The 26,961-nt window shown below is 62.6% G+C and carries 25 protein-coding genes; 16 read left to right on the top strand and 9 right to left on the bottom strand.

Annotated features, from left to right (window positions below; genetic code table 11):
- Positions 1-480: 480 nt before the first annotated feature.
- Positions 481-2,649, bottom strand: a complete 2,169-nt coding sequence (locus ACP2AV_RS06315) for a phage major capsid protein (RefSeq protein ID WP_426371852.1) — start codon at positions 2,647-2,649, stop codon at positions 481-483.
- Positions 2,650-2,691: 42 nt separating this feature from the next.
- On the opposite strand from ACP2AV_RS06315, the gene ACP2AV_RS06310 reads away from it, so the two are divergent.
- Together ACP2AV_RS06310 and ACP2AV_RS06305 are read left to right on the top strand one after the other, a co-directional pair.
- Positions 2,692-2,916 (top strand): hypothetical protein, encoded by a 225-nt coding sequence (locus ACP2AV_RS06310; protein ID WP_426371851.1) that lies wholly within the window; start codon positions 2,692-2,694, stop codon positions 2,914-2,916.
- 190 nt (positions 2,917-3,106) lie between these two features.
- Entirely contained in the window at positions 3,107-5,341 is a 2,235-nt protein-coding gene (locus ACP2AV_RS06305; RefSeq protein ID WP_426371850.1) for a helicase-related protein, read from the top strand.
- A gap of 76 nt (positions 5,342-5,417) precedes the next feature.
- Here ACP2AV_RS06305 and ACP2AV_RS06300 read toward each other — a convergent pair whose 3' ends face one another.
- Entirely contained in the window at positions 5,418-5,645 is a 228-nt protein-coding gene (locus ACP2AV_RS06300; RefSeq protein WP_426371849.1) for a hypothetical protein, read from the bottom strand.
- A 161-nt stretch (positions 5,646-5,806) separates the two neighbouring features.
- On the opposite strand from ACP2AV_RS06300, the gene ACP2AV_RS06295 reads away from it, so the two are divergent.
- The 4 genes from ACP2AV_RS06295 (at position 5,807) to ACP2AV_RS06280 (ending at position 9,394) form a co-directional block, all read left to right on the top strand.
- Positions 5,807-7,990 carry an NADP-dependent isocitrate dehydrogenase gene (locus ACP2AV_RS06295; protein ID WP_426371848.1) on the top strand — a complete coding sequence of 728 codons (2,184 nt, stop codon included), beginning with the start codon at positions 5,807-5,809 and terminating at the stop codon, positions 7,988-7,990.
- 420 nt (positions 7,991-8,410) lie between these two features.
- A complete protein-coding gene (locus ACP2AV_RS06290; protein WP_426371847.1) occupies positions 8,411-8,737 on the top strand; it encodes a TfoX/Sxy family protein in 327 nt (108 codons plus the stop codon).
- A 64-nt stretch (positions 8,738-8,801) separates the two neighbouring features.
- On the top strand, positions 8,802-8,981 hold the full coding sequence (locus tag ACP2AV_RS06285) for a YqaE/Pmp3 family membrane protein (protein WP_426371846.1): 180 nt from the start codon (positions 8,802-8,804) through the stop codon (positions 8,979-8,981).
- Complete coding sequence (locus ACP2AV_RS06280) at positions 8,981-9,394, top strand: DUF4112 domain-containing protein (RefSeq protein WP_426371845.1); 414 nt, start codon at positions 8,981-8,983, stop codon at positions 9,392-9,394. Before ACP2AV_RS06285 ends, ACP2AV_RS06280 begins: the two co-directional genes overlap by 1 nt.
- Before the next feature lie 62 nt (positions 9,395-9,456).
- Here ACP2AV_RS06280 and ndk read toward each other — a convergent pair whose 3' ends face one another.
- On the bottom strand, positions 9,457-9,879 hold the full coding sequence (ndk, locus tag ACP2AV_RS06275) for a nucleoside-diphosphate kinase (protein WP_426371844.1): 423 nt from the start codon (positions 9,877-9,879) through the stop codon (positions 9,457-9,459).
- A gap of 166 nt (positions 9,880-10,045) precedes the next feature.
- Between ndk and ACP2AV_RS06270 the strand changes: the two genes are divergently transcribed.
- The 4 genes from ACP2AV_RS06270 (at position 10,046) to ACP2AV_RS06255 (ending at position 13,782) form a co-directional block, all read left to right on the top strand.
- A complete protein-coding gene (locus ACP2AV_RS06270; RefSeq protein WP_426371843.1) occupies positions 10,046-10,465 on the top strand; it encodes a DUF6157 family protein in 420 nt (139 codons plus the stop codon).
- 42 nt (positions 10,466-10,507) lie between these two features.
- Entirely contained in the window at positions 10,508-12,343 is a 1,836-nt protein-coding gene (locus ACP2AV_RS06265; RefSeq protein ID WP_426371842.1) for an ABC-F family ATP-binding cassette domain-containing protein, read from the top strand.
- Between the two features lie 98 nt (positions 12,344-12,441).
- Entirely contained in the window at positions 12,442-13,137 is a 696-nt protein-coding gene (locus ACP2AV_RS06260) for a MarC family protein (RefSeq protein WP_426371841.1), read from the top strand.
- A gap of 66 nt (positions 13,138-13,203) precedes the next feature.
- Complete coding sequence (locus ACP2AV_RS06255; protein WP_426371840.1) at positions 13,204-13,782, top strand: retropepsin-like aspartic protease family protein; 579 nt, start codon at positions 13,204-13,206, stop codon at positions 13,780-13,782.
- A 25-nt stretch (positions 13,783-13,807) separates the two neighbouring features.
- Here ACP2AV_RS06255 and ACP2AV_RS06250 read toward each other — a convergent pair whose 3' ends face one another.
- Entirely contained in the window at positions 13,808-14,260 is a 453-nt protein-coding gene (locus ACP2AV_RS06250; RefSeq protein ID WP_426371839.1) for a DNA polymerase III subunit chi, read from the bottom strand.
- An 8-nt stretch (positions 14,261-14,268) separates the two neighbouring features.
- Positions 14,269-15,729, bottom strand: coding sequence for a leucyl aminopeptidase (locus tag ACP2AV_RS06245; protein WP_426371838.1), 1,461 nt, complete (start codon positions 15,727-15,729; stop codon positions 14,269-14,271).
- A 125-nt stretch (positions 15,730-15,854) separates the two neighbouring features.
- Between ACP2AV_RS06245 and lptF the strand changes: the two genes are divergently transcribed.
- The 6 genes from lptF (at position 15,855) to rsmA (ending at position 23,522) form a co-directional block, all read left to right on the top strand.
- Positions 15,855-16,973 (top strand): LPS export ABC transporter permease LptF, encoded by a 1,119-nt coding sequence (gene lptF, locus ACP2AV_RS06240; RefSeq protein WP_426371837.1) that lies wholly within the window; start codon positions 15,855-15,857, stop codon positions 16,971-16,973.
- Positions 16,970-18,064, top strand: coding sequence for an LPS export ABC transporter permease LptG (gene lptG / locus ACP2AV_RS06235; protein WP_426371836.1), 1,095 nt, complete (start codon positions 16,970-16,972; stop codon positions 18,062-18,064). Before lptF ends, lptG begins: the two co-directional genes overlap by 4 nt.
- The gene (locus ACP2AV_RS06230) at positions 18,064-20,181 is read left to right on the top strand and encodes an LPS-assembly protein LptD (protein WP_426371835.1); all 2,118 of its coding nucleotides are present in this window, start codon (positions 18,064-18,066) and stop codon (positions 20,179-20,181) included. Before lptG ends, ACP2AV_RS06230 begins: the two co-directional genes overlap by 1 nt.
- A gap of 59 nt (positions 20,182-20,240) precedes the next feature.
- Complete coding sequence (locus ACP2AV_RS06225; RefSeq protein ID WP_426371834.1) at positions 20,241-21,584, top strand: peptidylprolyl isomerase; 1,344 nt, start codon at positions 20,241-20,243, stop codon at positions 21,582-21,584.
- Positions 21,581-22,543, top strand: coding sequence for a 4-hydroxythreonine-4-phosphate dehydrogenase PdxA (gene pdxA, locus ACP2AV_RS06220; protein WP_426371833.1), 963 nt, complete (start codon positions 21,581-21,583; stop codon positions 22,541-22,543). Before ACP2AV_RS06225 ends, pdxA begins: the two co-directional genes overlap by 4 nt.
- A 142-nt stretch (positions 22,544-22,685) precedes the next feature.
- Positions 22,686-23,522: a 16S rRNA (adenine(1518)-N(6)/adenine(1519)-N(6))-dimethyltransferase RsmA gene (gene rsmA / locus ACP2AV_RS06215; RefSeq protein WP_426371832.1), complete on the top strand. Its 837-nt coding sequence runs from the start codon at positions 22,686-22,688 to the stop codon at positions 23,520-23,522.
- On the opposite strand, the gene ACP2AV_RS06210 is transcribed toward rsmA, so the two are convergent.
- From ACP2AV_RS06210 to prfA, 4 genes are all read right to left on the bottom strand, one after another.
- Entirely contained in the window at positions 23,519-23,674 is a 156-nt protein-coding gene (locus tag ACP2AV_RS06210) for a hypothetical protein (RefSeq protein ID WP_426371831.1), read from the bottom strand. The genes rsmA and ACP2AV_RS06210 overlap by 4 nt on opposite strands.
- Before the next feature lie 394 nt (positions 23,675-24,068).
- Positions 24,069-24,797 (bottom strand): DUF4167 domain-containing protein, encoded by a 729-nt coding sequence (locus tag ACP2AV_RS06205; protein WP_426371830.1) that lies wholly within the window; start codon positions 24,795-24,797, stop codon positions 24,069-24,071.
- A 212-nt stretch (positions 24,798-25,009) separates the two neighbouring features.
- Complete coding sequence (prmC, locus tag ACP2AV_RS06200; RefSeq protein WP_426371829.1) at positions 25,010-25,894, bottom strand: peptide chain release factor N(5)-glutamine methyltransferase; 885 nt, start codon at positions 25,892-25,894, stop codon at positions 25,010-25,012.
- Entirely contained in the window at positions 25,891-26,940 is a 1,050-nt protein-coding gene (gene prfA, locus ACP2AV_RS06195) for a peptide chain release factor 1 (RefSeq protein ID WP_426371828.1), read from the bottom strand. The genes prmC and prfA overlap by 4 nt, the downstream gene beginning before the upstream one ends.
- Between the last annotated feature and the right edge of the window lie 21 nt (positions 26,941-26,961).

The raw sequence follows: 26,961 nt of genomic DNA, 5'->3' as shown, positions 1-26,961 counted from the left end.
GCGGCCTTCTTGCTTCGGGGCTGGGGTAACATCTGGGGTAACATTTTTCCACGTGCTCAGTGGTAAGATGCCTCGGCGTGTTTCCTGTAGGCTTGCTCAAAGCGGTCGCTCAGGTCGCGACGTTTCGCCTTTCGCAAGATCACACCGATCCTGCGAGCATATGCTGGAGCCATGAGTTCACCATAATCCCTTTGATCGTCTAGAAGGTCCGAGACAATTTTTACCTGAGCGCCCAAATCGTTCGCGATGCTTTTCCGAAACTCCTTGTGGTCTTGTCGCGCAAAAAAGCTCAGTGCTTTGGGCTTTGGGCCTTGAACGATTGCTTGGATCTCCGCACGCGACATAGTCTTGTGGTCAATCCGCCGCTTTAGTCGCGCCGCAACCACATCGGCCCTTGCTTCTTTCTTGAAATCTCTTGTTCCATAAAAAAGCTACGTCAAATCTTGTCCCCAATCCACCAGCCGCAGCGCCTCGGACGGATCAACGCCCGCCTCTTTCGCCAGGGCCAAGGTCTGCACCACCGCGCCAAGCGCCCGCGCCCGTCCGCCCGCGTCGAAGGCTTGCAGGGGCCGCATCACGTCCAGTTTTACGGCCAGCCCGAATTTCTCGGATGCCTCCTCCGCGATCATGGCCGCAATCGGTTGCAGCACCCATTGGGCAAGGTGGCGTTGCGCTTCCCTGACCATCGGCCCCGTGGTCGCGCCGTAGGCCAGCCCCGGCAAGATGCCGAACGCCATGTTGATGCCGTCCCGCGCCGCTGCCAGCGTCTCGCGCGTCATGCTCTTGGACAGGTCGGGAGACAGGTCGTGCACCGCCCGCCGTAGTCGTCAGAACCGCGCTTGTCGCCGCCGGGGTGCCGGTCGGGTCGGCAAGGGCATTGTGCGTCATGACCACCGCGCCCAGCGCCTCGGTGAGACGGTCATACTCGAATTTGAAACCGCCATCGCCCACCATGAGGCCATCCATGAAGTCCCAGACCTCGGGGCGGATCAGCGCCCGCACATCGCCGGGGCCGGTCGCGGCGTTGCCGGTGATGAAGCTGACCACCTCGGACCGGAACGCCGCCCAGCTTGCAGCCGCGTCCACCGCCGTTTCGGTAATGCCCCATGCCGACGCGCCCGCGAAAAGGCCGGTCGGCTCGCCTGCCGATCCGCTGCCCAGGAACACCGCGCGGTCAAGGGCTTCCTCGATAGCGCCGTTCATGTCGCGCCGCACCGCTTGCTCAAGACCGCTGCCAGATTGCTTGAGCGTCTTGCGCGTGATGCGCATCTGGACGCCCAAATTGTGATCCGGCTTCAAGGGCCGATCAACGGTCGTGTAGGCACTCGGGCCGGTCACGTTGCCGGTTTCCGAAGTCGCCCACCCCGCCGTCACGCTGGACGTGGCAACGGGATATTCGACCTCGCCCACGCCCACGTTGACCATCTGGCCACCCATGCGGGCCGCGACCGAGCCCGCGAAAAGCCGCTCGATGATCGGGGCCGTGCGGATCGGGTCGGGGGTGCCGCTCGCCACGGTTTCACCGGCCCGGATTTCCAGGGCTTCCCACGGGACCGGAACGCCACGATAGCCGCCGCGCGACCGCAGTTCGGTGACGATCTCGCCCGTCTTGCCGTCCAGGGCGCGGCCCTCGTCCAGAGCAAGGGCCACTTGGCGCATTTCAAAGCCCGCCATGACCTCGGCCCATTCCCGGCTGGACCGGGTTTCCAGATCGGCCCCGGCTTCCCGGCGTTCGGTATCCTCGGCCACCTGACCTTGCCGGGGTGGCAGGTCCGCCGTCTCGCAGGACAGCCATTCATCGACCGTCAACAGCACGTCGCGGTTTTCGCCGCTCACACGCTCATTCCGGTTGTAGAGCCGGAACGCCGTCAGGGTCGATCCGCGCCGCGCAATCGCCCGCCGCGCCTGACCTTGCAGCCAGTCCAGACTTGAGCCGATGCCATAGGCCGCGCCGGGGTTGGCCAGCTTGAGGCTTTCCAGATCGTCCGCAGGAAGGCCGGGGGCGGGTCGGTGTTCTTGCCGATAGACGCCCTCTTGTTCCTCATCCAGCCAGACGGAAAACGGATGCGCATCATCCGCCGCGCTCGTGCTGATAATCAGCGCCCGCCCGCCACGCTTGCCCAGACCGGACAACAGGGCGTGTTCCAGAGCGTCCCCCTGATCCGCCTGCCAATGCCCCCGCTCATCCATGAGCACCAGCGTTGGGGCTGATCCCAGAGCCGTCTTGCCGTCCGCCGCAATAGCCCGGACGAAGTGTCCGCCGCCGTCGCCGTCATACTCGATTTCAAGCCGGGGGCTGCGCCGGATCGTAAAGGCCGCTTGCTCATCCTCGGGAAGCGACCGGATGAATCCCACCACGAAGTCAAACGCGATGCGCGCCTGATCCCGCGTCCGGGCCGCTATCAGGATTTCCCGCCGGGGCTGACGATCCCATTCCCCCTTGACCGCACCCAGGGCGATGCCCGCCGACAGGGCCGTTTTCGCGTTGCCGCGCCCGATGCTCAGACAGGCCACGTTCACCCCGTCCGCCAGAGCACCCTTGACGAATTGCTTTTGGAACGGGGCCAGCTTCACCGCCTGACCGGCTTTCGGCCCCTCGGGGATGCTCAGGCTTTCGAGAAAGCGGATTGCCTTGGTGGATGCCTTCATGAATGTTGCGCCCCCAGAAACCTTGCCAAAATGGAGAGAAGGATGCTTTTGAGGTTGATCGCGGTATTTGCCCTGCTTGGTTCGCTAGGTGGCGTTTTCATGGCCTTCAATTCAGGCCAACCACAGGCATTTGGACCGGCGATTATCCAAGGGATTGTCGCCTTTGCCGTACTTTGGGCATTGGCAAATATCGTGGATTTCTTAGAGGTGATCGCAGAAAACTCAGAGAAAACGGCGGATAGCAGTTCGCACAGCGCGAATACGTAAGTCAGCCCCCCGGTTTCATATCCACTCGGAAAAGGGGGCATTGGGTCCAGATGGTTGCTCCACCCCACGCCAAACAGGTGTGGCACCTGTTTACAAGGGTGTTTGCCCCACCCTGCCACACCATGCTTTCAGGGGTGGGTGTGGCACTCATTGGGTTGCCCATTCGCCTACCTCCAAACAGGGGCGTTCCATGCGCTTTGCGTCCGGTATCTTGACCTTTTTCAAAGCCCCGGATTTCAGCCACGCCTCGATCATTTTCTTGATGCGCTTGCGGTCCGCCGTGGCGTCCAGCCCCAGCGTCTCGGCGACGGTGATCGAAGGAACGTTGCGCCAAGTTATCGCCCGAACCGAACGTGTTTCGGAAACCGAACAACGTGACGCCATGATACGCGACGTCGACGTACCGATATCCGTAGAACCCGCCGATCTGATCGAGGCCCGCGCCGTTGCCCATATAGCGGCCGCGGCGGATGCCCCGGGCACTGTAGAATACTGGAAATCCGCGCCGTATCTGCTCAGCTTTTTGCGCGACTACAAGCTGGGGCAGCGACTGGATCACCTGAAAGACGCGCCATCAGAGGCTTTGACAAATGCCATCCGGGCAGCCAAATCGGCGCAAATCAACATTGAAGACGTCGAAAATTATCGCCCGGTTCCCGAAAACAATGGCCGGATGCGTGCGTTGAAAACAATCGCCTTTCAAGACGACATGGCGAAACGCCTTTGGATGCCGCCCAGCTTGCCGTATTTCGGGCCACGCGTTTCGGCCAGCAAACTGTTGGTTTTTTCGCAATGGGCCATGGTGCCCGATGCCATCGCGGCCTTGCTGTCCTATGACAGCGAGCGCGCAATGGGGATGAACGGATTGAACCATCGCTATTCGGATGCGTTTCGCAAACAAAGCCAGCCGTTAAGCTTCCGGCGCACCAAAAGCCGCCTGACGGGGTTACGGGCGCTTCCTCTGGTGATCCCTTCACCGACGCTCGCTGCGGCGGCCGACCCGCTGGAGATTTTCCGAAGCCGCGCGCCCCTGCCCGACGCGGCAGCCATGCGCGCACAGGTTCGCGCACGGGTCAAGGATCACGCCCACAGCATTCTTGGCAGACTACGGGCTGTTCAGCGCGGCGGAGTCACCGGGCGACATTTCACCGGCACGCGTGAAAATGAAGTCAAAGATCCTGACGCCGACCGTATCACAAACTGGGATTGGGCCTGTGCCGCATCACTTGACGTGGCACATGCGCCCTATCAGTCCTGGTTGGCGCGCGGGCGCCTTCTGTCCGATATCATCCGCGACGATGGACAGGAAAGCTGGCACGACCATGTGTCTGCCCTGCGTGACGCCGCGAACGCAGATCATCTTATTGGGCAACCTGACAACGACAGCCTTTTGGACCATCTGACCGATCTGGCCTTGGGCAGTCCGGCGACATGTGCGCTACGTGCCCTTCACCGCATTGCCCCCGATCTCGGATACGACGACCCTGCCATATTGAACGCGGCTGCAAGGATCGGCATGGCATTTCGAGGGCTGTTCAATCAGCCCGAAAGCCAGGCTTTGCTTCGCAGTGCCAGCGATGAGGTTTACTGGCAGTCGGTACTGGATCATTGCGCCAGCCATGACCTGCAATCCGTGATGGACGAGTATGTTCATATCCTCGTCGAGGCCGAAGGGCTTTTGGACGCAGCTCCGACCCAAGCAGTGGGATCGATTGCCGCAGTCATCGACGATGCGCTCTCGCTCAAACCTGCACAGATCGAGATCAAACAATATCGCATCAAACGCGGGCAGATCGATATTCAGCCAGCGATTCGCATGCGGGGCCGTTTCGCAACACGCTTGCTGCAAGGCGGCCAGGAAGATGGTGTTGTGCAACGCACCGAGACTGTCCGTACCGCCTTTAATTCCCCTTTCAGGCCCTTTGTCCTGGCTTCGACATCAGTCGGGCAGGAAGGGCTGGATTTCCACCCCTATTGCCACCGCATTGTACATTGGAACCTGCCGTCAAATCCCGTTGATCTGGAGCAACGCGAAGGCCGCGTTCACCGCTACAAAAACCATGCCGTCCGGCTCAACCTCGCATCCAGATACGCCCACACCTTGCACCGCCCCGGCCCTATAGCCGACCCGTGGCAAAACTTGTTCCAAACCGCGCACCGTCAGGCGGAACGCCCTGGCGATTTGGAACCTTTCTGGTTGCTCGACGGGGATGTCTGCATCGAACGTTACGCGCTATCCCTGCCCTACAGCCGCGAAGCTACGCTGCTTGGGTGGCTGAAACGATCTGTTGCGCTTTACCGGCTGGCGTTTGGCCAACCGCGGCAAGACGATCTTCTATCCTTTCTCGATGGTATAGACACCGCGGACGATGCCATCGATTTGCGCGACCTTCAGATCAGCTTACGACCTGAAGCAAAGGGATGAAGACCTGATTGTCGTCCCACTTTCATCGATCGGATTATTCGGCGTATCGGTCCGTCCGCGGAAAGGACAAGTCCGCTCACACCCCGATTTGCGCAACAAAACCGATCGGGGCAAGGGTTGCGGGGCCAAACTGCCCGCGCGGGTAATCGTCGGTCTCACGCGCCCGCTTGAACACATCGACATGCGATTGCCCCACTGCCAGCAAATCAGCAAGACAGGCTTTCACGATCCAGTCTGGCAGCGCAACCCAGTCGCGCCGCGGAACTTTGCCGGTTTCTTCGACAGACGCGCTCTGCCCGGGCATGTGGGGCGGTGTTGGCACCTTTTTCGCAGTTTTCCTCGGCGGCATCCACCATTGTATACCGTCGCACACATTGACTTGCGGCCCGTGCCAAAGTAAGCGGGGGCAACCCCGCGTCGAACGATCCGCGCGGCCCCCGTAACACGGACAAAAAGGCGACCACCATGGCCAAGACCCCCGACATCATCTACACCACCGTCGACGAAGCCCCCGAACTTGCCAGCGCCTCGCTGCTGCCGATCATCCGTTCCTTTTCCGCGCCAGCTGGCATCGATGTCGAAACGCGCAACATCTCGGTCGCGGCGCGCATCCTTGCCGCATTCAACGACCTGCTTCCCGAAGATCAGAAACAGTCGGACGATCTGGCCGAACTGGGCGCTCTTGTGAAAACGCCCGACGCCAACGTGATCAAACTGCCGAACATCTCGGCGTCTGTTCCCCAACTGGAGGCGGCGATCAAGGAACTGCAGGCGCAGGGCTACGCCATTCCCGATTATCCCACCGACCCGCAGACAGACGAAGAAAAAGACATCCGCGCCCGGTATGACACGATCAAGGGTTCGGCCGTAAACCCGGTGCTGCGCGAAGGCAATTCGGACCGGCGCGCGGCCAAGGCCGTCAAGGAATATGCCAAGGCCAACCCCCATTCGATGGGGGACTGGGATTCGGACAGCAAGACCACTGTCGCTTCGATGCCGGGAAACGATTTCTTCGCCAATGAAAAATCGGCGACGATCACCGCAGCCCAGGCTGGCGCGGCCAAGATCACCTTTACCGATACCTCGGGCAACGAAACCGTGCTCAAAGACGACCTGAGCTATGACGAAGGCACCATTGTCGACGCCACATTCCTGTCGGTTGCCACCTTGCGCGATTTCATCAAGGCCGAGATCGCCAGCATGGAACCGGGTGTGCTGTTTTCGGTCCATCTGAAAGCCACGATGATGAAAGTATCGGACCCGATCATTTTCGGGCATTTCGTGTCGGTCTGGCTGGAGGATTTCATTGCCAAATACGGCGACAAGCTGGACTGGAACCCGAATTCAGGCATCGCCGCACTGGAAGCGGCCATTGCGGGCAACGCGGAAATGGAGGCCGACCTGAAAGCGGCCATGGCATCCAGACCGCCGCTTTACATGGTGAATTCGGACAAGGGGATCACCAACCTGCACGTGCCCTCGGACGTGATCATCGACGCCTCGATGCCCGCAGTGATTCGCGCGGGCGGCATCGGCTGGGGCCCGGACGGCGAACCTGCGCCGAGCAAGTGCTGTATCCCCGACAACAGCTATGCGCCCGTCTATGATGAAACGATCGAGTTCTTCAAACAGAACGGCAAGCTGGACGTGACCACGGCGGGTGCGGTGTCGAACGTGGGCCTGATGGCCCAGAAGGCCGAAGAATACGGCAGCCACCCCACGACGTTCGAACTTGCGTCCAAGGGCACCGTGCGCATCGTTCTGGCCAACGGTGAGGTGCTGCACGAACATGCTGTGGAACCCGGCGATATCTGGCGCTCGGCCACGGCCCGGAAAGCCCCGATCGACGACTGGATTCAGTTGGGCATTCGCCGCGTCAAGGCCACCGGTCTGGGCGCGTTCTGGCTGGACGCAAACCGCGCCCATGACGCCGAGTTGATCAAATATATCGAACCCGCGCTGAAAGAGGCCGGGATGGACATCCCGATCATGGCGCCGCGCGAAGCCACGCGGTTCACGCTGGAACACATGGTCGCCGGCGAGGATGTCGTCACCATCACCGGGAACGTGCTGCGCGACTATCTGACAGACCTGTTCCCGATCCTGGAACTGGGCACCTCGGCCAAGATGCTGTCGATCGTGTCACTGATGCAGGGCGGCGGGCTCTTTGAAACCGGTGCAGGCGGCTCGGCCCCCAAGCACGTGCAGCAACTGTTGGATGAAAACCACCTGCGGTGGGACAGCCTGGGGGAATTCTGTGCGCTTGGCGAAAGCTACAAGTTCCTTGAAGCGAAAGGCGACAAGAAGGCCGGCGTGCTGGGCGCCGCCGTTGAGCAAGCCACGCAAAAGGTCCTGCTGAATGGCAACAGCCCCGAACGCAAGGTCGGCCAGAATGACAACCGGACCTCGCACTACTGGTTCGCGCGCTACTGGGCCGAGGCCTTGGCGGCGCAAACGGACGACGCCGAGCTGGCAGCCCATTTCGCCCCGATCGCCGAACAGCTGGGCGCCAAGGAAAGCCAGATCCTGTCCGAACTGCACGCGGGCGAAGGCAAACCGGTCGATCTGGGCGGGTATTACAAACCCGACCCGGCCAAGACTGCCGCTGTCATGCGCCCCTCGGCAACGCTGAACGCCATCATCGGCTGATCACGCCACACCCCAACGCACTGGAACGCCCGCAGGTCTTTCTGCGGGCGTTTTTCTTTGTGTGCGCATCGCACGCGGCCTTGCCAACTGGTTAACAGTCCTGCGGTAATCTCGGGTTATTGTTTCCAATTTGCGGTTTTTGGCACGGGATTGTCACACTCCAGACCCGCCTTCCGACAAAACCACCAAGTTAACTTGACCAAGCGCCCCCCGCATAGACAGGCTTGTCGTGTAAAGGGGCCAAGTAGAGTTCCGAGTGGGGCATGTTTCAAAAAGGAGACGGCAGATGCGAGCCATTCCAAACCCGAAACCCATCGCGCAAGGCAAACCGCCAGCGCCCAAACCACCGCCCAAGCCGATCACCGACTGGGCATCGATCTGAGTTGATTGCGCGGTCGCGCCCGTGTCAATATGCGCACCATGACGGCACCGATCTCTAGCATTCGCAACCTTGGCCCGGCCATGGAACGCGATTTCAGCCGCGCGGGTGTCACCAGCGCCGAGCAACTCTTTGCGCTCGGCCCAGATGAGGCCTATCGCAAGTTGATTGCAGTTGGTGTGCGGCCCCATTTCATCGGGTATTACGCCTTGGCAATGGGTCTTCAGGGGCGCCCTTGGGACGATTGCACAGGTGACGAAAAGGCCGCGTTGCGTCGCCGGTTCGACGCGCTCAAGGCCGATGCCCCGCCAGACTCAAACAGGATTGAGCGCATTCTGGACCAGATCGGCGTGCGCCCAAGCGAATAAAGTTGGAACCATTTCGTCTGCCAACCCGTTACATCCATGAACAAACATAACGTGGAGACGACCAATGGACATTATTCGCATTATCGCCGCCATCATCCTGCCCCCGCTGGGCGTTTTCCTGCAGGTGGGCATCGGCAAACATTTCTGGCTGAACATCCTGCTGACCATTCTGGGCTATATCCCGGGGATCGTTCACGCCATCTATATCATCGCGTCCCGCCCGCAACAAAGTCAGCCGGTGTAATGGCGACGGCCCAAGACACCCTGCACGGCGACCATGAAGTCGAACGGCTGGAACGTCTGGCCGTTCGCATGGACAGCGCGTTGCGCCTGCCCGGCACCAATATCCGCTTTGGTTGGGATTCGCTGCTGGGGCTGCTTCCCGGGGTTGGCGATGCGGCCACACTGGCGCCGACCGGGTACATCATTTACCGTGCCCACAAGCTGGGAGCGCCCCTGCACATCAAAGCCCGCATGGGGCTGAACGCAGGGATTGACTGGGTGATCGGCACGGTTCCCCTGATCGGTGACATTTTCGACGTCGGGTTCAAGGCGAACCGCCGCAACGTGGCCTTGCTGAAGACCCATGTCGAGCGGACGCGCCTGCACCGCGACACACATGTCCCCTCGCCGCCGCGCCAGGGCGAAATAGCATAGAGACCGCATAGAAAAAGGGCCGCCCACAGGGAGCGGCCCTTTTTTAGGTTTGGATCATTCGATCAGCCGACCAGTTCAAGACCCGAAAAGAAATACGCGATTTCTTCCTTGGCGGTTTCCGGGGCATCAGATCCGTGCACCGAATTTTCGCCGACGCTTTCAGCGAATTCAGCGCGGATGGTACCGGGGGCTGCATCGGCCGGGTTGGTCGCGCCCATGACTTCGCGGTTCTTGGCAATCGCGCCTTCCCCTTCCAGCACCTGCACCACAACCGGCTCGGACGCCATGAATTCGCACAGCTCGTCAAAGAACGGACGTTCCTTGTGTACAGCATAGAACTGGCCAGCCTGGGCTTTGGTCAGGTGAATACGCTTTTGCGCCACGATGCGCAGGCCCGCGTCTTCGAATTTGGTGTTGATCTTGCCGGTCAGGTTGCGGCGGGTGGCATCGGGTTTGATGATCGAAAGGGTGCGTTCGGTGGCCATGCTCGTTCTCGCTTTGCTCAAGAAAGGCGCAACACCATGCCGCGCCGGTCAAAAATCTGGCGCCGCCCTAGCATGACTGGATTTCTTTGAAAACCCGTGTTCCGGCGTTCTTTTCCCGCCAGTGCATCGACGTAATCTGAAGACGCAATCTGAAACTGCGCGTAACATGTTTGACAATGGTGGTCCGATGTACTGCACAGACTGCCCCGACACGTTGATCCTGCCGCCGGGCGACCACGGCCCATTCGCACGCATCCCCAAGCGGCCGGGCAGCACTGCGGCGCTTCAGTTCCTGCTCTTGTCCGAACACCCCTATCGTCACACCTCGGAAGACATCGTCGCCCGTGTCGCTGGCTGGCGCGAGGCGGTCAGCGAAGCCGAATTCCCGGATTTCTATTGGAACATGCGGGCGCGTCCCCATTTTGGATTGGAAGCATCGCCCCTGGTCACCCTGTACGGTTGGGCGATTCACACAGACGAACAATGCCGCGCGGCGCTGGTCGATCCGGCGTCGGCCGATTTTGCAGCGCTGTTGCGCGTGACCCCCATGCACATCACCACGGTGCACGCCCCGCACCACGCATGATCCGCACTGGACCGCCCGCGCCTACGCTGTTAAGCGGCGCCCATGCTACGAATTTCCGACATTTCCTATTCGGTTGAAGGACGCCCCTTGTTCGAAGGGGCCAGTGCCACCATTCCCACCGGCCACAAGGTGGGTCTTATTGGTCGCAACGGCGCGGGCAAGACCACATTGTTTCGCCTGATCAGGGGGGAATTGACCCTTGAAGGCGGCGCCATATCGCTGCCCCAGCGTGCCCGCATCGGCGGCGTGGCCCAGGAAGTGCCCGGAAATGACGTGTCGCTTGTGGACACCGTTCTGGCGGCCGACACCGAACGCGCGGCCCTCATGGCCGAAGAAGCCGACGATCCCGGCCGCATCGCCGAAATCCAGACCCGCCTGGCCGATATCGATGCCTGGAGCGCCGAGGCGCGCGCCTCGTCGATCCTGCGCGGGCTGGGGTTTACCGCCGAAGAGCAGTTGATGCCGTGCAGCGCCTTTTCGGGCGGCTGGCGGATGCGGGTGGCCTTGGCGGCGGCGCTGTTCGCGGCGCCCGATCTGCTCTTGCTGGATGAACCGACGAACTATCTCGATCTGGAAGGCGCGCTGTGGCTTGAAACCTATTTGGCGCGCTATCCGCACACGGTGATTGTGATCAGCCACGACCGGGGTCTTTTGAACCGCGCCGTGGGGCATATCCTGCACCTGGAAAACCGGGGGCTCACGCTCTATGCCGGCGGTTATGACCAGTTCGCCCGGCAACGCGCCGCGCAGCGCGCGGTTCAGGCTGCCCAGGCCAAAAAGCAAGAGACGCGGCGCGAGCACCTGCAAAGTTTCGTCGACCGCTTTCGCGCCAAGGCCACCAAGGCACGTCAGGCCCAGTCGCGGTTGAAAATGCTGGAAAAGATGGAGCCGATCACCGCCCCCGAAGAGGCCGCGCGCACCGTCTTTACCTTTCCCAAGCCCGAAGAACTGTCGCCGCCGATCATCAACATAGAAGGTGGATCGACGGGGTATGGGGATACGATCGTGCTGCAGAATCTGAACCTGCGCATCGATCAGGACGACCGGATCGCTTTGCTGGGGCGCAATGGCGAAGGCAAGTCGACGCTGTCCAAACTGCTGTCGGACCGCCTGCCCGCAATGGGCGGAAAATTCACGCGGCATTCCAAATTGCGCGTGGGTTTCTTTGCGCAACACCAGGTCGACGAATTGCACCTGGACGAAACGCCGCTGGACCATTTGCGCCGCGCCCTGCCCGACCGCGAACCCACCAAGCTGCGCGCCCGCCTTGCCGGATTTGGCCTAGGGGCGGACCAGGCTGACACCGAAGTGGGGCGCCTGTCGGGCGGTCAAAAGGCGCGATTGTCACTGCTGCTGGCCACGCTGGATGCGCCGCACCTGTTGATCCTGGACGAACCGACCAACCACCTGGACATCGAAAGCCGCGAGGCACTGGTCGAGGCGCTGAATGACTATTCCGGCGCGGTGGTCCTGGTCAGCCACGACATGCACCTGTTGTCGCTGGTGGCAGATCGGCTCTGGCTGGTCGGCAAGGGCACCGTCACGCCCTACACCGACGATCTGGAAGCGTATCGCAAGCTTTTGCTTCAGGGCGACAAGCCTGCCAAGCTGACCAAGGCCAAACCCAAGCCGGCCAAACCCAGCCGCGATGCCGTGCTGGCCCTGCGCGCCGAGGTGCGCAAATGTGAAGAGCGCGTAACCAAGCTGACCGAGATGAGCGACAAGCTGGCCAAGAAACTGGCCAATCCAAAGATATACCAGAACACCGACGAAGCGCAGGTCTGGCAAAAGAAATACGCCGAGGTTTCCGACGCGATGGAACGGGCCGAGACGCTGTGGATGAAGGCGTTAGAGAAACTGGAAGCAGCGGACGCATAGGCGCAGCAGCGCGCTTGCAGCATCGGGCACATCGGGTATGCTGGGCGCACGCCGGCACGTCACGACCTGCGCATCTTACTGAAAACAAGGGGTTACAGGTGGATATCCAAGCGCTCGTCACCGCGTTCTTTACGATGTTCGTCATCATCGACCCCATCGGTCTGACACCGCTTTTCGTGGCGCTGACCCAAGGCGCCGATACCGCGCATCGCCGGGCGATTGCCGTCCGCGCCACGGCCATCGGGTTTGGCATCTTGCTGCTCTTTGCTTTTTTCGGCGAAGCGGTGTTGGGTTTTGCCGGGATTTCCATGCCCGCTTTTCGTATCGCAGGGGGGTTGCTGCTGTTCCTGACCGCGCTGGAAATGCTCTTTGAACGGCGCACCCAGCGGCGCGAAGGCCAGGCCGAAGCCAACGAAAACGATCCGTCCGTCTTTCCCATCGGCACGCCCCTGATTGCCGGGCCCGGCGCAATCGCTTCGGTCATCTTGCTGATGGGCAGCGCCGAAACGGTTCTGGATACCATCGCGGTGCTTGGCGTGGTGGCGCTGGTCTTGTTGCTGGTGCTGGCGTTTTTCCTGACCGGCGGGTTTCTGGAACGGCTGCTGGGCCGGGTCGGGATCAATGTGGTCACACGGATCTTTGGCATGCTGCTGGCGGCCCTTTCGGTCCAGTTCGTTCTGGACGGGTTGCGCGGTGTGGGCATGGTCACGGCCACTGCGCCCGCAACGCCCGCAGTGCACAGTGCGCCGATGGACCCGCCCGCTGGCGGCACCGGGCTTGACGCGTTGCGCTGAAACCTGCGTGAGACGGGGTGACACGCACCGCCCCCGCCCCCATATCAATCAGGAAAGGAGCCGCCCTTGGACAGCTATGACATCGGACGTGTCGTCTATCTGGTGCTGCTCGGCGCGGTGGTCGCCGGGTATTTCTTTGCTGCCCATCGCCGCAATCTTGGCCAATCGCTGCGCCAGTTGCTGCTGTGGGGGCTGATTTTCGTGGGCGTGATCGCGGGTTTCGGGCTGTGGTCGGATATCAGCCGCGACATCGCCCCGCGCCAATTGTCATTGGGCGAAAACGTGATCGAAGCGCCGCGCCGGGCCGACGGGCATTTCCATCTGACCTTGCGGGTCAATGACATGCCGGTGAATTTCGTGGTCGATACCGGCGCGTCGAATATCGTTCTGGGCAGTGATGTGGCGCGCAAGCTGGATATCTCGGCCCCCGACAGTGCCTATGGCGGGACGGCGCAAACGGCCAACGGCATGGTGCGCACCGCGCGTGTGACACTGAACACCGTTCAACTGGGCGACATCGTGGATGAAAACGTGCGCGCTTTCGTGACCGATGGCGACATGACCGGCGCGCTTTTGGGGATGGACTATCTGAACCGCTTTTCAAAGATCGAAATTGCGGGCGACCGGATGGTGCTGACGCGCTAACGGCGCGCCGATAACCTGCCGACGTTCAGGCCTTTTTGCGCCAGCGCCCATCCTCTTGGGCCCAGTATTGCGCGCCGCATCCCGCGCGGGTTATCGCCTTCCACTGTCCGCGCGCGCGCTCCAGCGCCATGTTGTCGTGCCCGTCGAACACTATGCAGACCCGCGCCAGCGCGGTGACCTCGTCGGGTTCGACCGGCGCGCCTTCGATCGAAATCACGCATTGGGCCGCATTCGGCAGGTCGGGCTGCGTGGTCAGCAGCACCGGCTGGTCGCTATCATGCGGCCCCCCTGCCAGCCCATGGGGCAAAAACCCGTCAGGCGGGTGCGTCCACAGGCGTTGATCAAGGCGTTCCAGCGTGTCGTCGCGCGTGCCGCGCACTGCGACGCGCCACCCCGTCCCAAGGCATTTGCCCAAGAGCATGGTCAGCGTGTCCTCAACAGGACTGGCTGTCAGGTGGTAAAAGAACGCCTCGCCCATGGGTCGGATCAGTCCTTGGGCCAGCCATCCACCAAACGGCTCAGCGCCAGCACACCCCACCCCGTGGCCCCCTTCGGCGCCAAGGGCGTGTCGGTCTTGAGACTGGCGACCCCGGCGATGTCCAGATGGATCCACGGCGTGTCGTCCTTGACGAAACGCTGCAGGAACTGCGCCGCGGTGATGGAACCGGCATCGCGTCCCCCCACGTTCTTCATATCCGCAATCCGGCTTTTGAGCTGCTTGTCATAAGCGTCCCCAAGCGGCATTCGCCAGGCGCCTTCGCCTTCGTCGCCGGCGGCGCGCAGGAAGGTGTTGCAAAAGGCATCGTCGTTGGAAAAGACGCCCGCATTTGCATGGCCCAGCCCGATGATGATCGCCCCCGTCAGCGTGGCCAGATCGACCATCCCGCACGGCTTGTAGCGATCCTGCGCGTACCAGAGCACATCGGCCAGAACCAGGCGGCCTTCGGCATCGGTATTGATGATTTCAACCGTGTCGCCTTTCATGGATTTCACCACGTCGCCGGGCCGCGTGGCATTGCCCGACGGCATGTTTTCGACCAACCCGACCAGCCCGACGACATTCGCCTTGGCCTTGCGCAGCGCGATCGCTTTCATCGCCCCGGCCACGGTGCCCGCTCCGCCCATGTCCATGGTCATGTCTTCCATGCCCGCAGCCGGTTTCAGCGAAATCCCGCCGGTGTCGAACACCACGCCCTTGCCGACCAGCGCCAGCGGCGCATCGCCCTTGGCGCCGCCATTCCATTCCATCACGACAACTTTCGAAGGGCTGTCGCTGCCCTGCCCGACACAGAGCAAGGTGCGCATGCCCAGCTTTTCCAGCGCGTCCTCGTCCAACACTTCGACCTTGATGCCAAGCTCCGTGAGGCCGACCAGCCGGTCCGCAAATTCGGTGGTGGTCAGCACATTGGCCGGTTCGTTGACCAGATCGCGCGTAAAGAACACGCCCTGCGCCAAGGCCTGCACCGCAGCGGCATCGCAACCTTCCAGGTTATTGACCACAACAGTGAACGCGGTCGGCTCGGGCGCGTCTGCCGTCTTGTGATCGGTGAACTCATAAGCGCGCAAAACGGCCCCGAGCGCGAAATCCTGCGCATGGCGCAGCCCGCCCGCCAGAATGGTCATCGCGCCCTTGGCCCGTGCGCCGACGGCCGCGCCCGCCGCGCGCGCGGCGTTGACATCGGCCCGCTTGGCCAGCTTGACCACGAACAGGCTGTCGGCGGCCATGTTTTGCGGGCTGGGCAATTCGATCACGCCGCCCTCGTCCAACTTGTCAAAGCGCGCGCCTTCGGTCAGGCGGATCAGGCCACCGCGCAGCAGACGGTTCACGCGCCGCGCGGCCTTGTCCAGCTTGCCGTCGCTGTCGATGACCAGCGCCACCGCGCCTTCGGCCGTGGCAATCGCGTCAAGATCAAGTTCGGCAAAATCGAGCGTGGCAGGTGTGGTCATCGGGCATTCTCCGGTTGCTGTTTCCCCATACCTAGCCCCGCACCCCGCAGATGGCCAGATAGCAGTTTTCCCCCGGCACGCGCCCTGATACTGTCACGCGCAACCAAGGACGAACCGAGGGGCAATTGGGCAAGTTCGACAAATACCTGCTGTCGCAGCTGATGATCCTGTTCGGGTTCTTTTCTCTGGTGCTGGTGCTGGTCTACTGGATCAACCGGGCCGTGATCCTGTTCGACCAGTTGATCGCCAGCGGCCAGTCCGCATCCACATTCCTGGAGATCACGGCGCTAACCCTGCCCAACGTGATCCGCATCGTGCTGCCGATCTCGGCCTTTGTGGCATCGGTCTTTGTGGCCAACCGGCTGAATTCGGAAAGCGAACTGGTCGTGGTGCAGGCGACGGGCTATTCGCCATGGCGCTTGATCCGGCCGGTGGCGGTGTTTGGCGTCATCGTGGGGCTGCTGCTGGCGGTTCTGACCCACTTTCTGGTGCCTGCCTCGATCCGGCAACTGGATCTGCGCCAGACCGAAATCACGCGCAATATCACGGCGCGCCTGCTGACCGAGGGCACCTTTGTGCATCCAGTTGACGGCATCACCTTTTATGTCCGCGAAATCTCGCCCGAGGGCGAGCTGCATGACATTTTCCTCTCCGACAGCCGATCCGAACGCGCGCAGACCACCTATAGTGCCCGGCGGGCGCTGCTGATCGCCGAAGACACAGGCCCGAAACTGATCATGATCAACGGTTTGGCCCAAACCCTGACCCGGCCCGATCAGCGGCTGGCCGTGACCTCGTTCAGCGATTTCGCCTTTGACATTGGCGCCCTGCTGCCGACCAGTCTGGCCACCAATCGCCGGGTCGTGTCGCTGCCCACGCGGGATTTGTTGTCGCCGTCCGTGGCCGTGCTGAACGAAACCGGCAGCACCCGCGCGAACCTGATCAAGACCGGGCACGAGCGGATTTCACAATCGCTCCTGGCAGCGGTCGCGGCGGTCATCGGCTTTGCCACCCTGTTGCTGGGCGGGTTTTCGCGCTTTGGCCTGTGGCGGCAGATCGCCGCGGCGGTGGTCATCATCATGGTCACCAAATCGCTGGATAATGCGTTGATTGACGCCGCGCGCCGGTCGGTCGATGGCTGGCCGCTGGTCTATGGCGCGACCGTGCTGGGGGTGGTGGCGGCCGTCGTGATCCTGTCTTTGGCGGGGCGTCCGCTGCGCATGACCCGAAGGTCGGCCGCATGAAACTGGACATCTATTTCGCCACCCGTTTCGGGCGCGCATTCGCCATGGTCGCCGGGGTGTTCATCCTGCTGTTCATTCTGGTGGATTCGGTCGAACAACTGCGCAAGTTCGATGCCGATATGGTGGGGTTCAGCGGAATCGCGACGCTGACCCTACTGAACGCGCCGCAGGGCGTTTACGAAATCCTGCCGCTGATTGTCGTTCTTTCGACCCTTGTGCTCTATGTGGGGCTGGCCCGCTCGTCCGAGTTGGTCGTGACACGGGCCGCAGGCCGCTCGGCGTTGCGGTCGCTGATTTCGCCAGTGCTGATGGCGGCGCTGATCGGCGCGCTTGGCGTCGCCTTGCTCAACCCCATCGTCGCGGCGACGTCGCGCCAGTACGAGGCACTGACCGATCGCATCACCGGCGCCAGCCAGGTTCTGTCAGTCAGCCGCGAAGGCCTGTGGCTGCGCCAGGGCGCCGGCACGGGCCAGACCGTGATCCGCGCCGCGCGCTCGAACCTGGACGGCACCGAACTCTATGATGTGACCTTTATGGGCTTTCGCCCTGACGGCACCCCCGACTACCGGATCGAAGCTGAAGAAGCCGAACTGATCGACGGCGCATGGGACCTGACAGGGGCCAAGAAATGGCGCCTTGCCGATGTCGACAACCCCGAACTGACCGCCACCACCGAAGCCGAAATGCAATTGCCGTCGAACCTGACCCGCGATCAGATTCGCGACAGTTTCGGCACGCCGTCGGCAATCCCGATCTGGGAACTGCCGGGCTTTATCAACCGGCTGGAAGCCGCAGGCTTTTCGGCCCGCGCGCACCGGGTGTGGTTCCAGATGGAACTATCGCTGCCGCTGATGCTGGTGGCCATGGTCATGATCGGTGCGGGCTTTACCATGCGCCACACCCGGATGTCGCGCACCGGGCTGAAGGTGCTCTATGCGGTGCTGTTTGCCTTTTCGATCTATTTCCTGCGCAACTTCGCCCGCATCATGTCCGAAGGCGGGCAGATCCCCGTCGGACTGGCGGTCTGGGGCCCGCCAACGGCGGCGATCCTGTTGACCATGGGGCTGCTGTTACACCTGGAGGAAGGCTGATGATGCGCCGTCTCTTCGCACTCTTTCTGGCACTGCTGCCGCACGGTGCGATAGCCCAACAGGCCGCGTCCCTGCTGGCCGACAGCGTGCGCGTGATCGGCAATTCGGCGATCGAAGCGCGCGGCAACGTGCAGGTGTTTTATGACGGTGCCACGCTGTCGGCCGCCGGGCTGCGATATGACCAGACGGAAGACCGGCTCTACCTTGATGGCCCCATTCGCCTGACCGAACCCGATGGCGCCGTGATGATCGCCGACACCGCCCAGCTGGATCCGGACTTGCGCAACGGCCTGATGCTATCGGCGCGCCTGGTGCTGAACCAACAGCTGCAACTGGCCGCGGCCGAAATCGCGCGGGTCGACGGGCGCTATACCCAGCTTTACAAGACGGTCGCCTCGTCCTGTCAGGTCTGTGCATCGCGCCCGGTGCCGCTGTGGCAAATTCGCGCCGAAAAGGTCATTCATGACCAACAAGAGCGCCGGCTGCATTTTGAAAACGCCAGTTTTGAGCTGGCCGGACAGCCCATCATCGCACTGCCGCGCCTGTCTCTGCCGGACCCCACGGTTGACCGGGCGACCGGGGTGCTGGTTCCATCGATCCGCGCGTCCACCAACCTGTCGACGGGGCTGAAACTGCCCTACTTCATCGCCATCGGAGATCACGCGGATGTAACGCTCACCCCGTATGTGTCGGCCCGGACCACCACACTTGAGGCGCGCTATCGTCAGGCATTCCGGTATGGCGACATCACGTTCGAAGGCGCGGCCAGCCGCGACGATCTGCGCCCCGGCGTCACGCGCGCCTATCTGTTCGGCGAAGGAAACTTCGACCTGGGCCGGGACTATGTGCTGAGTTTTGCGGTCAAGCTGACATCGGATCCGGCCTATTTGCTGGATTACGACTATTCCGACGAAGACCGGCTGGCCAGCGAGATCGCGATCACGCGGTTTCAGCGCGACAGCCAGGTGCAAGCGCGCCTGATCAACATTCGCACCCTGCGCGCGTCGGAAATTCCAACCGAAGACCAATTGCCGTTTCTGATGGGCGAAGTGATCTATGAGCAGCGGTTCCAGCCGTCAATCGGCGGCGAAGCGCGCTACCGGTTCGATCTGCTGGGCTATGGGCGGGCGTCATCCACGGATGTGCTTGGCCGTGACGGATTGCGCATCGGGGCCGAACTGGACTGGACGCGCGAATGGCAACTGACCCGTGGTGCGCTCTTTCGCCTGACGGGAAACCTGCGGGCCGATACATGGAGCATCTATCAGGATTCCACCTATGACCAGGTTCAAGGCGCCGTCACCCCAAGTGTGGCCGCCGAACTGCGTTGGCCCCTGATCCGGACCGAAGCGGATCACGGCGCCGTGCAGATGCTGGAACCGCTGGCCCAGCTGGCCTGGACCGGAACGGCCGGCACCAGCGTGCCAAATGAGGACAGCACCTTGGTGGAATTCGATCACGGCAACCTTCTGTCCCTGACACGTTTTCCCGGCAATGATCGCGCCGAAGACGGGCTGCGCGGTGCGCTCGGCCTTGGGTGGTCGCGGTTTACGCCCGATCCCGGCTGGAACCTGTCGCTGGGGGCGGCGCGCGTGATTTACGCTGAAAACACCTCGGGCTTTTCGCCTGCGTCCGGTCTGGACGGGCTGCGCTCGGACTGGTTGCTGGCCGCGCACCTGTCCATGGGGCAAGACACGCACCTGACCAGCCGCAATCTTGTGGCGGATGATTTCGACATCACCAAATCCGAAACCCGTCTGGCGTGGGATGGCGAGCGTTTTGCGATCGGCGCGGTTTACACCTATGTGACCGAAGACGCCGCCGAAGACCGCCCCGACACCATTTCCGAGATGTCCTTCGACACCTCATACCGCATCGACCGGCACTGGACGGGCACGGCCCAGGGGCGCTATGACGTGTCCACGGATCAGGCGGCAAGCGCCGGGCTGGGGCTGCAATACCGCAATGAATGCATCGCGGTGGAACTTTTGGTCTCGCGCCGGTTTACGTCGTCGTCTAGTCTGACGCCGGAAACCAGCGGATCGCTGCGCGTGTCGCTGGCTGGATTTGGGACCGGGCCCGATACGGAAGGGTACCGCAGGACATGCGGGCCTTGACGGGCAAGGCACCGCGCGCAAAGCCCCAGGGGCGCAAGAACGAGCAAGTGAGTTACGCCATGAACGACGTACGCAGGATTATCCCCCACACAGCCCGGAACCTGGGCGCCGGACTGGTGTTGTCGATAGGGCTGCTTGGCGGGGCGGCGGCGCCGGTACAGGCGCAAAATGCTTTTGCGCCCGTGCTTTATGTGAATGATACACCGATCACGGCCTATGAATTGGACCAACGCAAGCGCTTCGTGCAATTCTTGGGGGGCGCCGGTGATCTGGAAGACATGGCGCTGAGCGCGTTGACCGAAGACCGGCTGTATGCCGATGCCGCCGAACGGCGCGGACTGACACTGACCCCCGAAGAAATCGAAGCTGGCATGGCCGAGTTCGCCGCGCGCGGTGATCTTGAGACCGAAGCATTTGTGGAATTGCTGAACGGGATCGGCGTGTCCGCGCAGACCTTCCGCGACTTCGTGTCAGCGGGTCTGTTGTGGCGCAAAGTGGTCCGGCAGGAATTTGGCGGCGCGAACACCGTCGTCACCGAACGCGATATCGACCTGGCGCTGTCGCCGACGTCTGAACGCGCCGGGCTGCGGGTTCTCTTTTCGGAAATCTACCTGCCCGCACGCAACGCCGGCGAACAGGCCAAGTCTCAGGCGCTGGCCGAGCAGCTCAAGCGGAATATCACCTCGCTGGGCGGGTTCGCCTCGGCCGCGCGGCAGTATTCCGTCGCCCCCACGCGCGGCGCGGGCGGGCGGGTCAACTGGACCAACCTTGCCGATCTGCCCCCGCCCCTGGCACAGGGTTTGCGACCACTGGCACCGGGCCAGATCGCCGGCCCGATCAGCGCGGGCAACGTGGTGGCCCTGTTCCAATTGCGCGCCGTGGAAGAGGCCGACAAACCCACACCGGCCCGCGTGACGGTGGATTACGCAACCTACGCCGCACCTGCGGACCTGGACGCGACAGCCCTGCGCGGCACGGTGGACACCTGCGACGACCTTTACGGTCTGGCCAAAGACCAACCGCCCGAAGTGCTGACCCGTATCAGCCAAACCATGGCGCAGGTTCCCGGCGACATTGCGCTGGAACTGGGCAAACTGGACGAAAACGAAATCTCCACCGCGCTGACACGGGCCGGTGGCACACAGCGGCTGGTCGTAATGCTCTGCGAGCGCCGCCATGAAAGCCAGGCCGAGCTCGACGCGGCGGCAGCGGCAGTGCCCCCAGTGCCCCAGGACCCGCAGGCCACCGCCGAAGAAGGCGATGATGCGCAAGGCCCGCCCCCCGACCCCGAGGCGTTGCGCATTTCGGCCACACGGAGTCAGATTATCAACAGCCGTATTCAGGCGCAGGCCGACATTCTGCTGGCCGAGCTCAAGGCTGAAGCAATTCTGCGCACGCCATGAGCGCGCCGATCGCCCTGACCTGCGGCGAGCCCGCCGGGATCGGCCCCGAAATCGCGGTCGAGGCATGGAAGCGGCGCGAACATAGCCGGCCGTTTTTCTGGATTGGCGATCCCGATCACCTGCCGGCGCATACACAGATCACGCTGCTGTCCGACCCGGCCGAGGCCGCCGATGCGGCGCATTTTCCCGTGCTCAAGCACCCTTTTCCGGGCGCAGCAACGCCTGGCCTGCCCGATCCACGCAACGCGCCCGCGGTGATCGACGTGATTGCGCGGGCGGTCGAATTGGTCCAGTCCGGTCAGGCTTCGGCCATTTGCACCGCGCCGATCCACAAGAAGGCGTTGCAGGATGGCGCGGATTTTGCCTATCCCGGACATACCGAATACCTCGCCGCGTTGGCCGGCACGCAGCGGGTCGTAATGATGCTGGCCGCGCCCGAATTGCGCGTGGTGCCCGCCACCATCCATATCCCGCTGGCCGATGTCCCGTCGGCTTTGACGGCCGATCTGCTAGAGCAGACCATTCGCATCACGCATGCGGCGATGATCCGCGATTTCGGATTGGCCAAACCACGCCTGGCCGTGGCCGGGCTGAACCCCCACGGCGGCGAAGGCGGCGCCATGGGGCGCGAAGAAATCACCATGATCACCCCGCTCTTGGACCGCCTGCGCGCTGAAGGCTTGGCGTTGACGGGGCCACTATCGGCTGACACGATGTTCCATCCGTCCGCGCGGGCCGGCTATGACGCGGCGATCTGTATGTACCACGATCAGGCGCTGATCCCGATCAAGACGATCGATTTCGCGGGCGGCGTGAACGTGACGCTGGGGCTGCCTTTCGTGCGCACCTCGCCCGATCACGGAACCGCGTTTGACATCGCCGGACAGGGGCGGGCCGATCCGACCTCGCTGGTGGCTGCGCTGGATATGGCGGCCGAAATGGCCGACGCACGCGGCTAGTGGCGGCGGCCAATTTGGCCATGTCCCAGCCCCCGCGCCTGTATTTTGCACAAGGGACACCGCTTCGTGCCCCCGGGGATATTTCCGACCCCAAGAAAGAGACGCTTGCCCGTCTAGGCCATGCGTGTCAAAGACCCGGGCTATGAGCCAGATCGACACGCTTCCCCCGTTGCGCCAGGTAATCGTCACCCACGGGTTGGCACCCAAGAAATCTCTGGGCCAGAACTTTCTTCTGGATTTGAACCTGACGTCGAAGATCGCCCGCCTGGCAGGGGATCTGACGGCCTGCGACGTATTGGAAATCGGCCCGGGCCCTGGGGGTCTGACACGCGGATTGCTGGCCGAAGGCGCGCGACGGGTGCTGGCCATCGAAAAAGACGACCGCTGCATCCCGGCGCTTGCGCAGGTCGCCGATGCCTATCCGGGCCGCTTGCAGGTCCTGAACGCCGATGCGCTGGATGTCGATCCGTTGGCCCATCTGACGCCCCCGATCCGGGTCGCCGCGAACCTGCCATATAACGTGGGAACCGAACTGCTGGTGCGTTGGCTGACCCCGAAAGACTGGCCGCCATTCTGGACATCCCTGACGCTGATGTTCCAGCGCGAGGTCGCCAACCGCATCGTCGCGAAACCGGGGAGCAAGACCTACGGGCGCCTTGCGATCCTGTCGCAATGGCGCGCCGACCCGCACATCGTCATGGAATTGCCGCCCGAGGCATTTTCACCAGCGCCCAAGGTTCATTCTGCCGTGGTGCACCTGACCGCCCTGCCCGCGCCCCGGTTCCCTGCCGATCCGGCAATTCTGGAACGGGTCGTTGCCAAGGCGTTCAACCAGCGCCGCAAGATGCTGCGCGCGGCGCTAAAGGGGCTGACCCCGGATATCGAAGATCGGTTGATCGCCGCGGGGATCAAACCCACCGACCGCGCCGAACAGGTTCCCCTGGAAGGGTTCTGTGCCCTGGCGCGCCAACTGGCCTAGCTGTCGGGCTGCCGCATCGCAAGACCGAGCGCCACCGCGCTTGCAAGACCCACGACCAGCCCGCCTGAAAGCGTGCCCATGGCGATGCCAAATACAGTGCCCAAGGCCACACCAATCATGGCGCCGACGAAAACCGATTTTTTACTGCTCATGGGAAATCGTTAGGCCAGTGGCGAATGACACGCCACGATTCGCGCAAGGGTTGATGGGGATCGGCGGTTTACCACCCAGTTCTGCCATGGTCAGACACAGGCGGGACGGCGCAGGCTGGCCGGCCAACCTTGACGATGCGCGACAAGCCGGGGCGCGCACGAAGACCTGGCGCTAGAGCAGCTAAGCTTATTGGCATCGCGGCTGCATCACCTCCGTCTTGCGCAAGGTGACGGCGTCTGTGCGATCCGTGTCGCGCAGCCCACCATTGGCGGGGGCGCCGTGGCTATTGCCCTGCCACCGCTACCACCGGCCGCGTTGGACCGGCGGCAAAGCGCAGGATAAAAAGACAGCTAAGAGACGTGGAGCACTTCAGAGGGTGCCAAACGAATACGCTTACTCGGCTGCTTCGGGTGCATCGCCCGACGCGGGGCTATCCGTTTTTGCTTCATCGGTCTTCTTGCGACGCGGGCGGCGCGGTTTTTTCGGCGCGTCTTCAGGCGTTTCAACAAGGGCCGAGCCTTCTTTTTCGGCGCCAAGATCAATCACATCGGGCTGCTCGCCGGTACCGGCCGCGGCAGGTTGGGTGTCAGGCGTGCCGCTGTCAGCATTGCTGTCTGTGCCCTTCCCAGACCCTTTGCCTGTGCGCTTTTCTGTGCCCGTGTCAGCGCCGCTGTCGCTATTGCTGTCTGTGCCCCTATCAGTGCCCTTGTCAGAGCCTCTGTCAGCGTCGGCGCGATTGCGGCCTTCGGACTGCGCGGTATCGCTGTCTTTCTTTGCGTCGTCAGATTGACGATCGTCGCTGCGCTGATGCTTTTCCTGCTTTTCGCGGCGCTGTTGTTGCTGGGCCTCTTGCTGTTCGCGGCGCGCATCTTGTTCGCGCTGCGCTTCGGCCAACAGGCGCGTGTAGTGCTCGGCGTGTTGCTGGAAATTCTCGGTGGCAACACGATCCCCGGACAGTTGTGCGTCACGGGCCAATTGATTGTATTTTTCAATGATCTGTTGTGGCGTTCCGCGCACTTTGCCTTCCGGGCCGGAACTGTCGAAGACCCGGTTAACGATGTTTCCGACGGACCGGTTGCGGTTGTTCGACTTGTTGCGCGAACGTGATTTCGAAGATCTCATTAGGTTTCTGTCCAGCCTTATTCATGGCTTATCTGCTTGACCGACTTTAGCGCCAATGTGCGCGACGAAATATTGGGTCAGGCATGTGTGATTGACAAACGCGGGAGTGGCGAAAGCGCCCCATCCGACGGCGTAAAACTGTCAAAGCATGTGCGCGGCGTAAAAACAAGCCTCTGCCGTCACATTTCGTTGAAAATTGTGCGTTTATCCGCCTAATCCTTGGGGAATGGGCGATGAATCGGGCGCATGCGGCCTGTCACGACCCGGTCGCGCCCATCCATGTCGCGCAGGATACGGGTGCCGCGAAACCCGGCATCGGTGAACAGTTGCGCGACCGCGTGACCCTGCGCGGCGCCGATTTCGACCATCAGCCGCCCGCCCTCTTCCAGATGCGCCGGAGCGCCTGAAACGACCTCGCGGTAGGCACTCAACCCATCCGCTTCGTCAGTCAGAGCGATGCGCGGCTCGTGGGCAAGTTCGGGGGCCAGGCCGGCCATTTCTTCGGCTGCGATATAGGGGGGGTTCGACACGATCAGGTCAAAGCGTTCTTCGATCCCGTCGAACCAGTGTGTGGTGCGAAACCGGGCCCGGGCGCCGACGTCCAAGGCGTCGGCGTTGCGCTGCGCAACCGCGATCGCGGCGCCCGACACGTCGGTGCCCAACCCCTTGGCCAGCGCGTTTTCGATCAGAAGGGTCAGCAGGATCGCGCCCGATCCCACGCCAAGATCGAGCACTTTGCGATAGGGCACGCTCAGCGCCGCTTCGATCAGGGTTTCCGTTTCCGGGCGCGGGTCGAGCACATCCGGCGTCACGGCGAAATTGCGCCCCCAGAACATGCGCCGCCCCAGAATATGCGACATCGGCGCGCGTGCGGCGCGGCGGGCCAGCAAGGCGCTGTAACGGTCCATCAGGTCCGGCGTGAAATCGTCAAGGGCCAGATCGTGCAGACGATCATGGGGAAGATCGGCGGCATGGGCCAGAAGCAGACGCGCTTCGCGCGCGTGATCGATGCCGGGAATATCCGAAAGCCGCTGCGCCCCCTGGGACAGCGCAATGGCCAACGCCTGGCCCGCGGTCTTGGCGCCAGCGACGTTCACGCGTCTAGTTCGGCCAGCATTGCCGCCTGATGGTCGGCAACAAGCGCGTCGATCACCTCGGACAGGTCGCCCTGCATGATCTGGTCCAGCTTGTAGAGCGTCAGGTTGATGCGGTGATCGGACATGCGCCCTTGGGGGAAATTGTAGGTGCGGATGCGCTCAGAGCGATCCCCGCTGCCGACCTGCGCCTTGCGATCGGCCGAGCGTTCGTCATGCACCTTTTGGCGTTCGGCATCATAGAGCCGCGCACGCAGCACGTTCATCGCGATCTCGCGGTTGCGATGCTGGGACTTTTCGCTGCTGGTCACCACGATGCCGGTGGGAATATGGGTGATGCGCACGGCGGAATCGGTGGTGTTCACGTGCTGCCCCCCCGCGCCCGAGCTTCGCATCGTGTCGATCCGCAGATCGCCGGGATTGATATCGATATCCACGTCCTGCGCTTCGGGCAGCACCGCCACCGTCGCGGCCGAGGTATGGATCCGTCCGCCGCTTTCCGTTTCGGGAACGCGCTGGACGCGATGAACGCCGCTTTCGTATTTCAGCTTGGCAAAGACGCCCTCGCCCTTGACGTGGACCACGGCTTCCTTGACCCCGCCCAGTTCGCTTTCGTTCAGTTCGACAATGTCAAAGGTCCAGCCCTGTGCTTCGGCATAGCGCTGGTACATGCGCAACAGATCGCCCGCGAACAACGCCGCCTCGTCGCCGCCGGTCCCGGGGCGGATTTCGATGATCGCAGAGCGTTCATCGGCCGCGTCCCGGGGCAAAAGCGCCAGTTGCATCGCCTTGTCCAATTCGGGCAGGCGGGCGCGCAGGGCGGGCAGTTCGTCTTCGGCCAGCGCTTTCATTTCGGGGTCGTCCAGCATCGCTTCGGCTTCTGCGATGTCGGACAGGACCTGCTTGTATTGCGCGATCTGTTCGACCACGGGCCGCAATTGGGCGTATTCGCGCCCCTGCGCGGCAATGTCCCCGCCTCCTTCGGCCATGGCGGCCTCAAGGTATTCGAATCTGCGGGTGATCTGATCGAGTTTGTCTAATGGCACCATGGGCGATGGCTTGCCGCGCGC

Source organism: Aliiroseovarius sp. PTFE2010 (assembly GCF_049943335.1).
In the GTDB taxonomy this organism is placed as follows: domain Bacteria; phylum Pseudomonadota; class Alphaproteobacteria; order Rhodobacterales; family Rhodobacteraceae; genus JBNFVY01.
The sequence above is the reverse complement of the archived record's forward strand: the minus strand, read 5'-3'. Positions and strand labels throughout refer to the sequence as shown.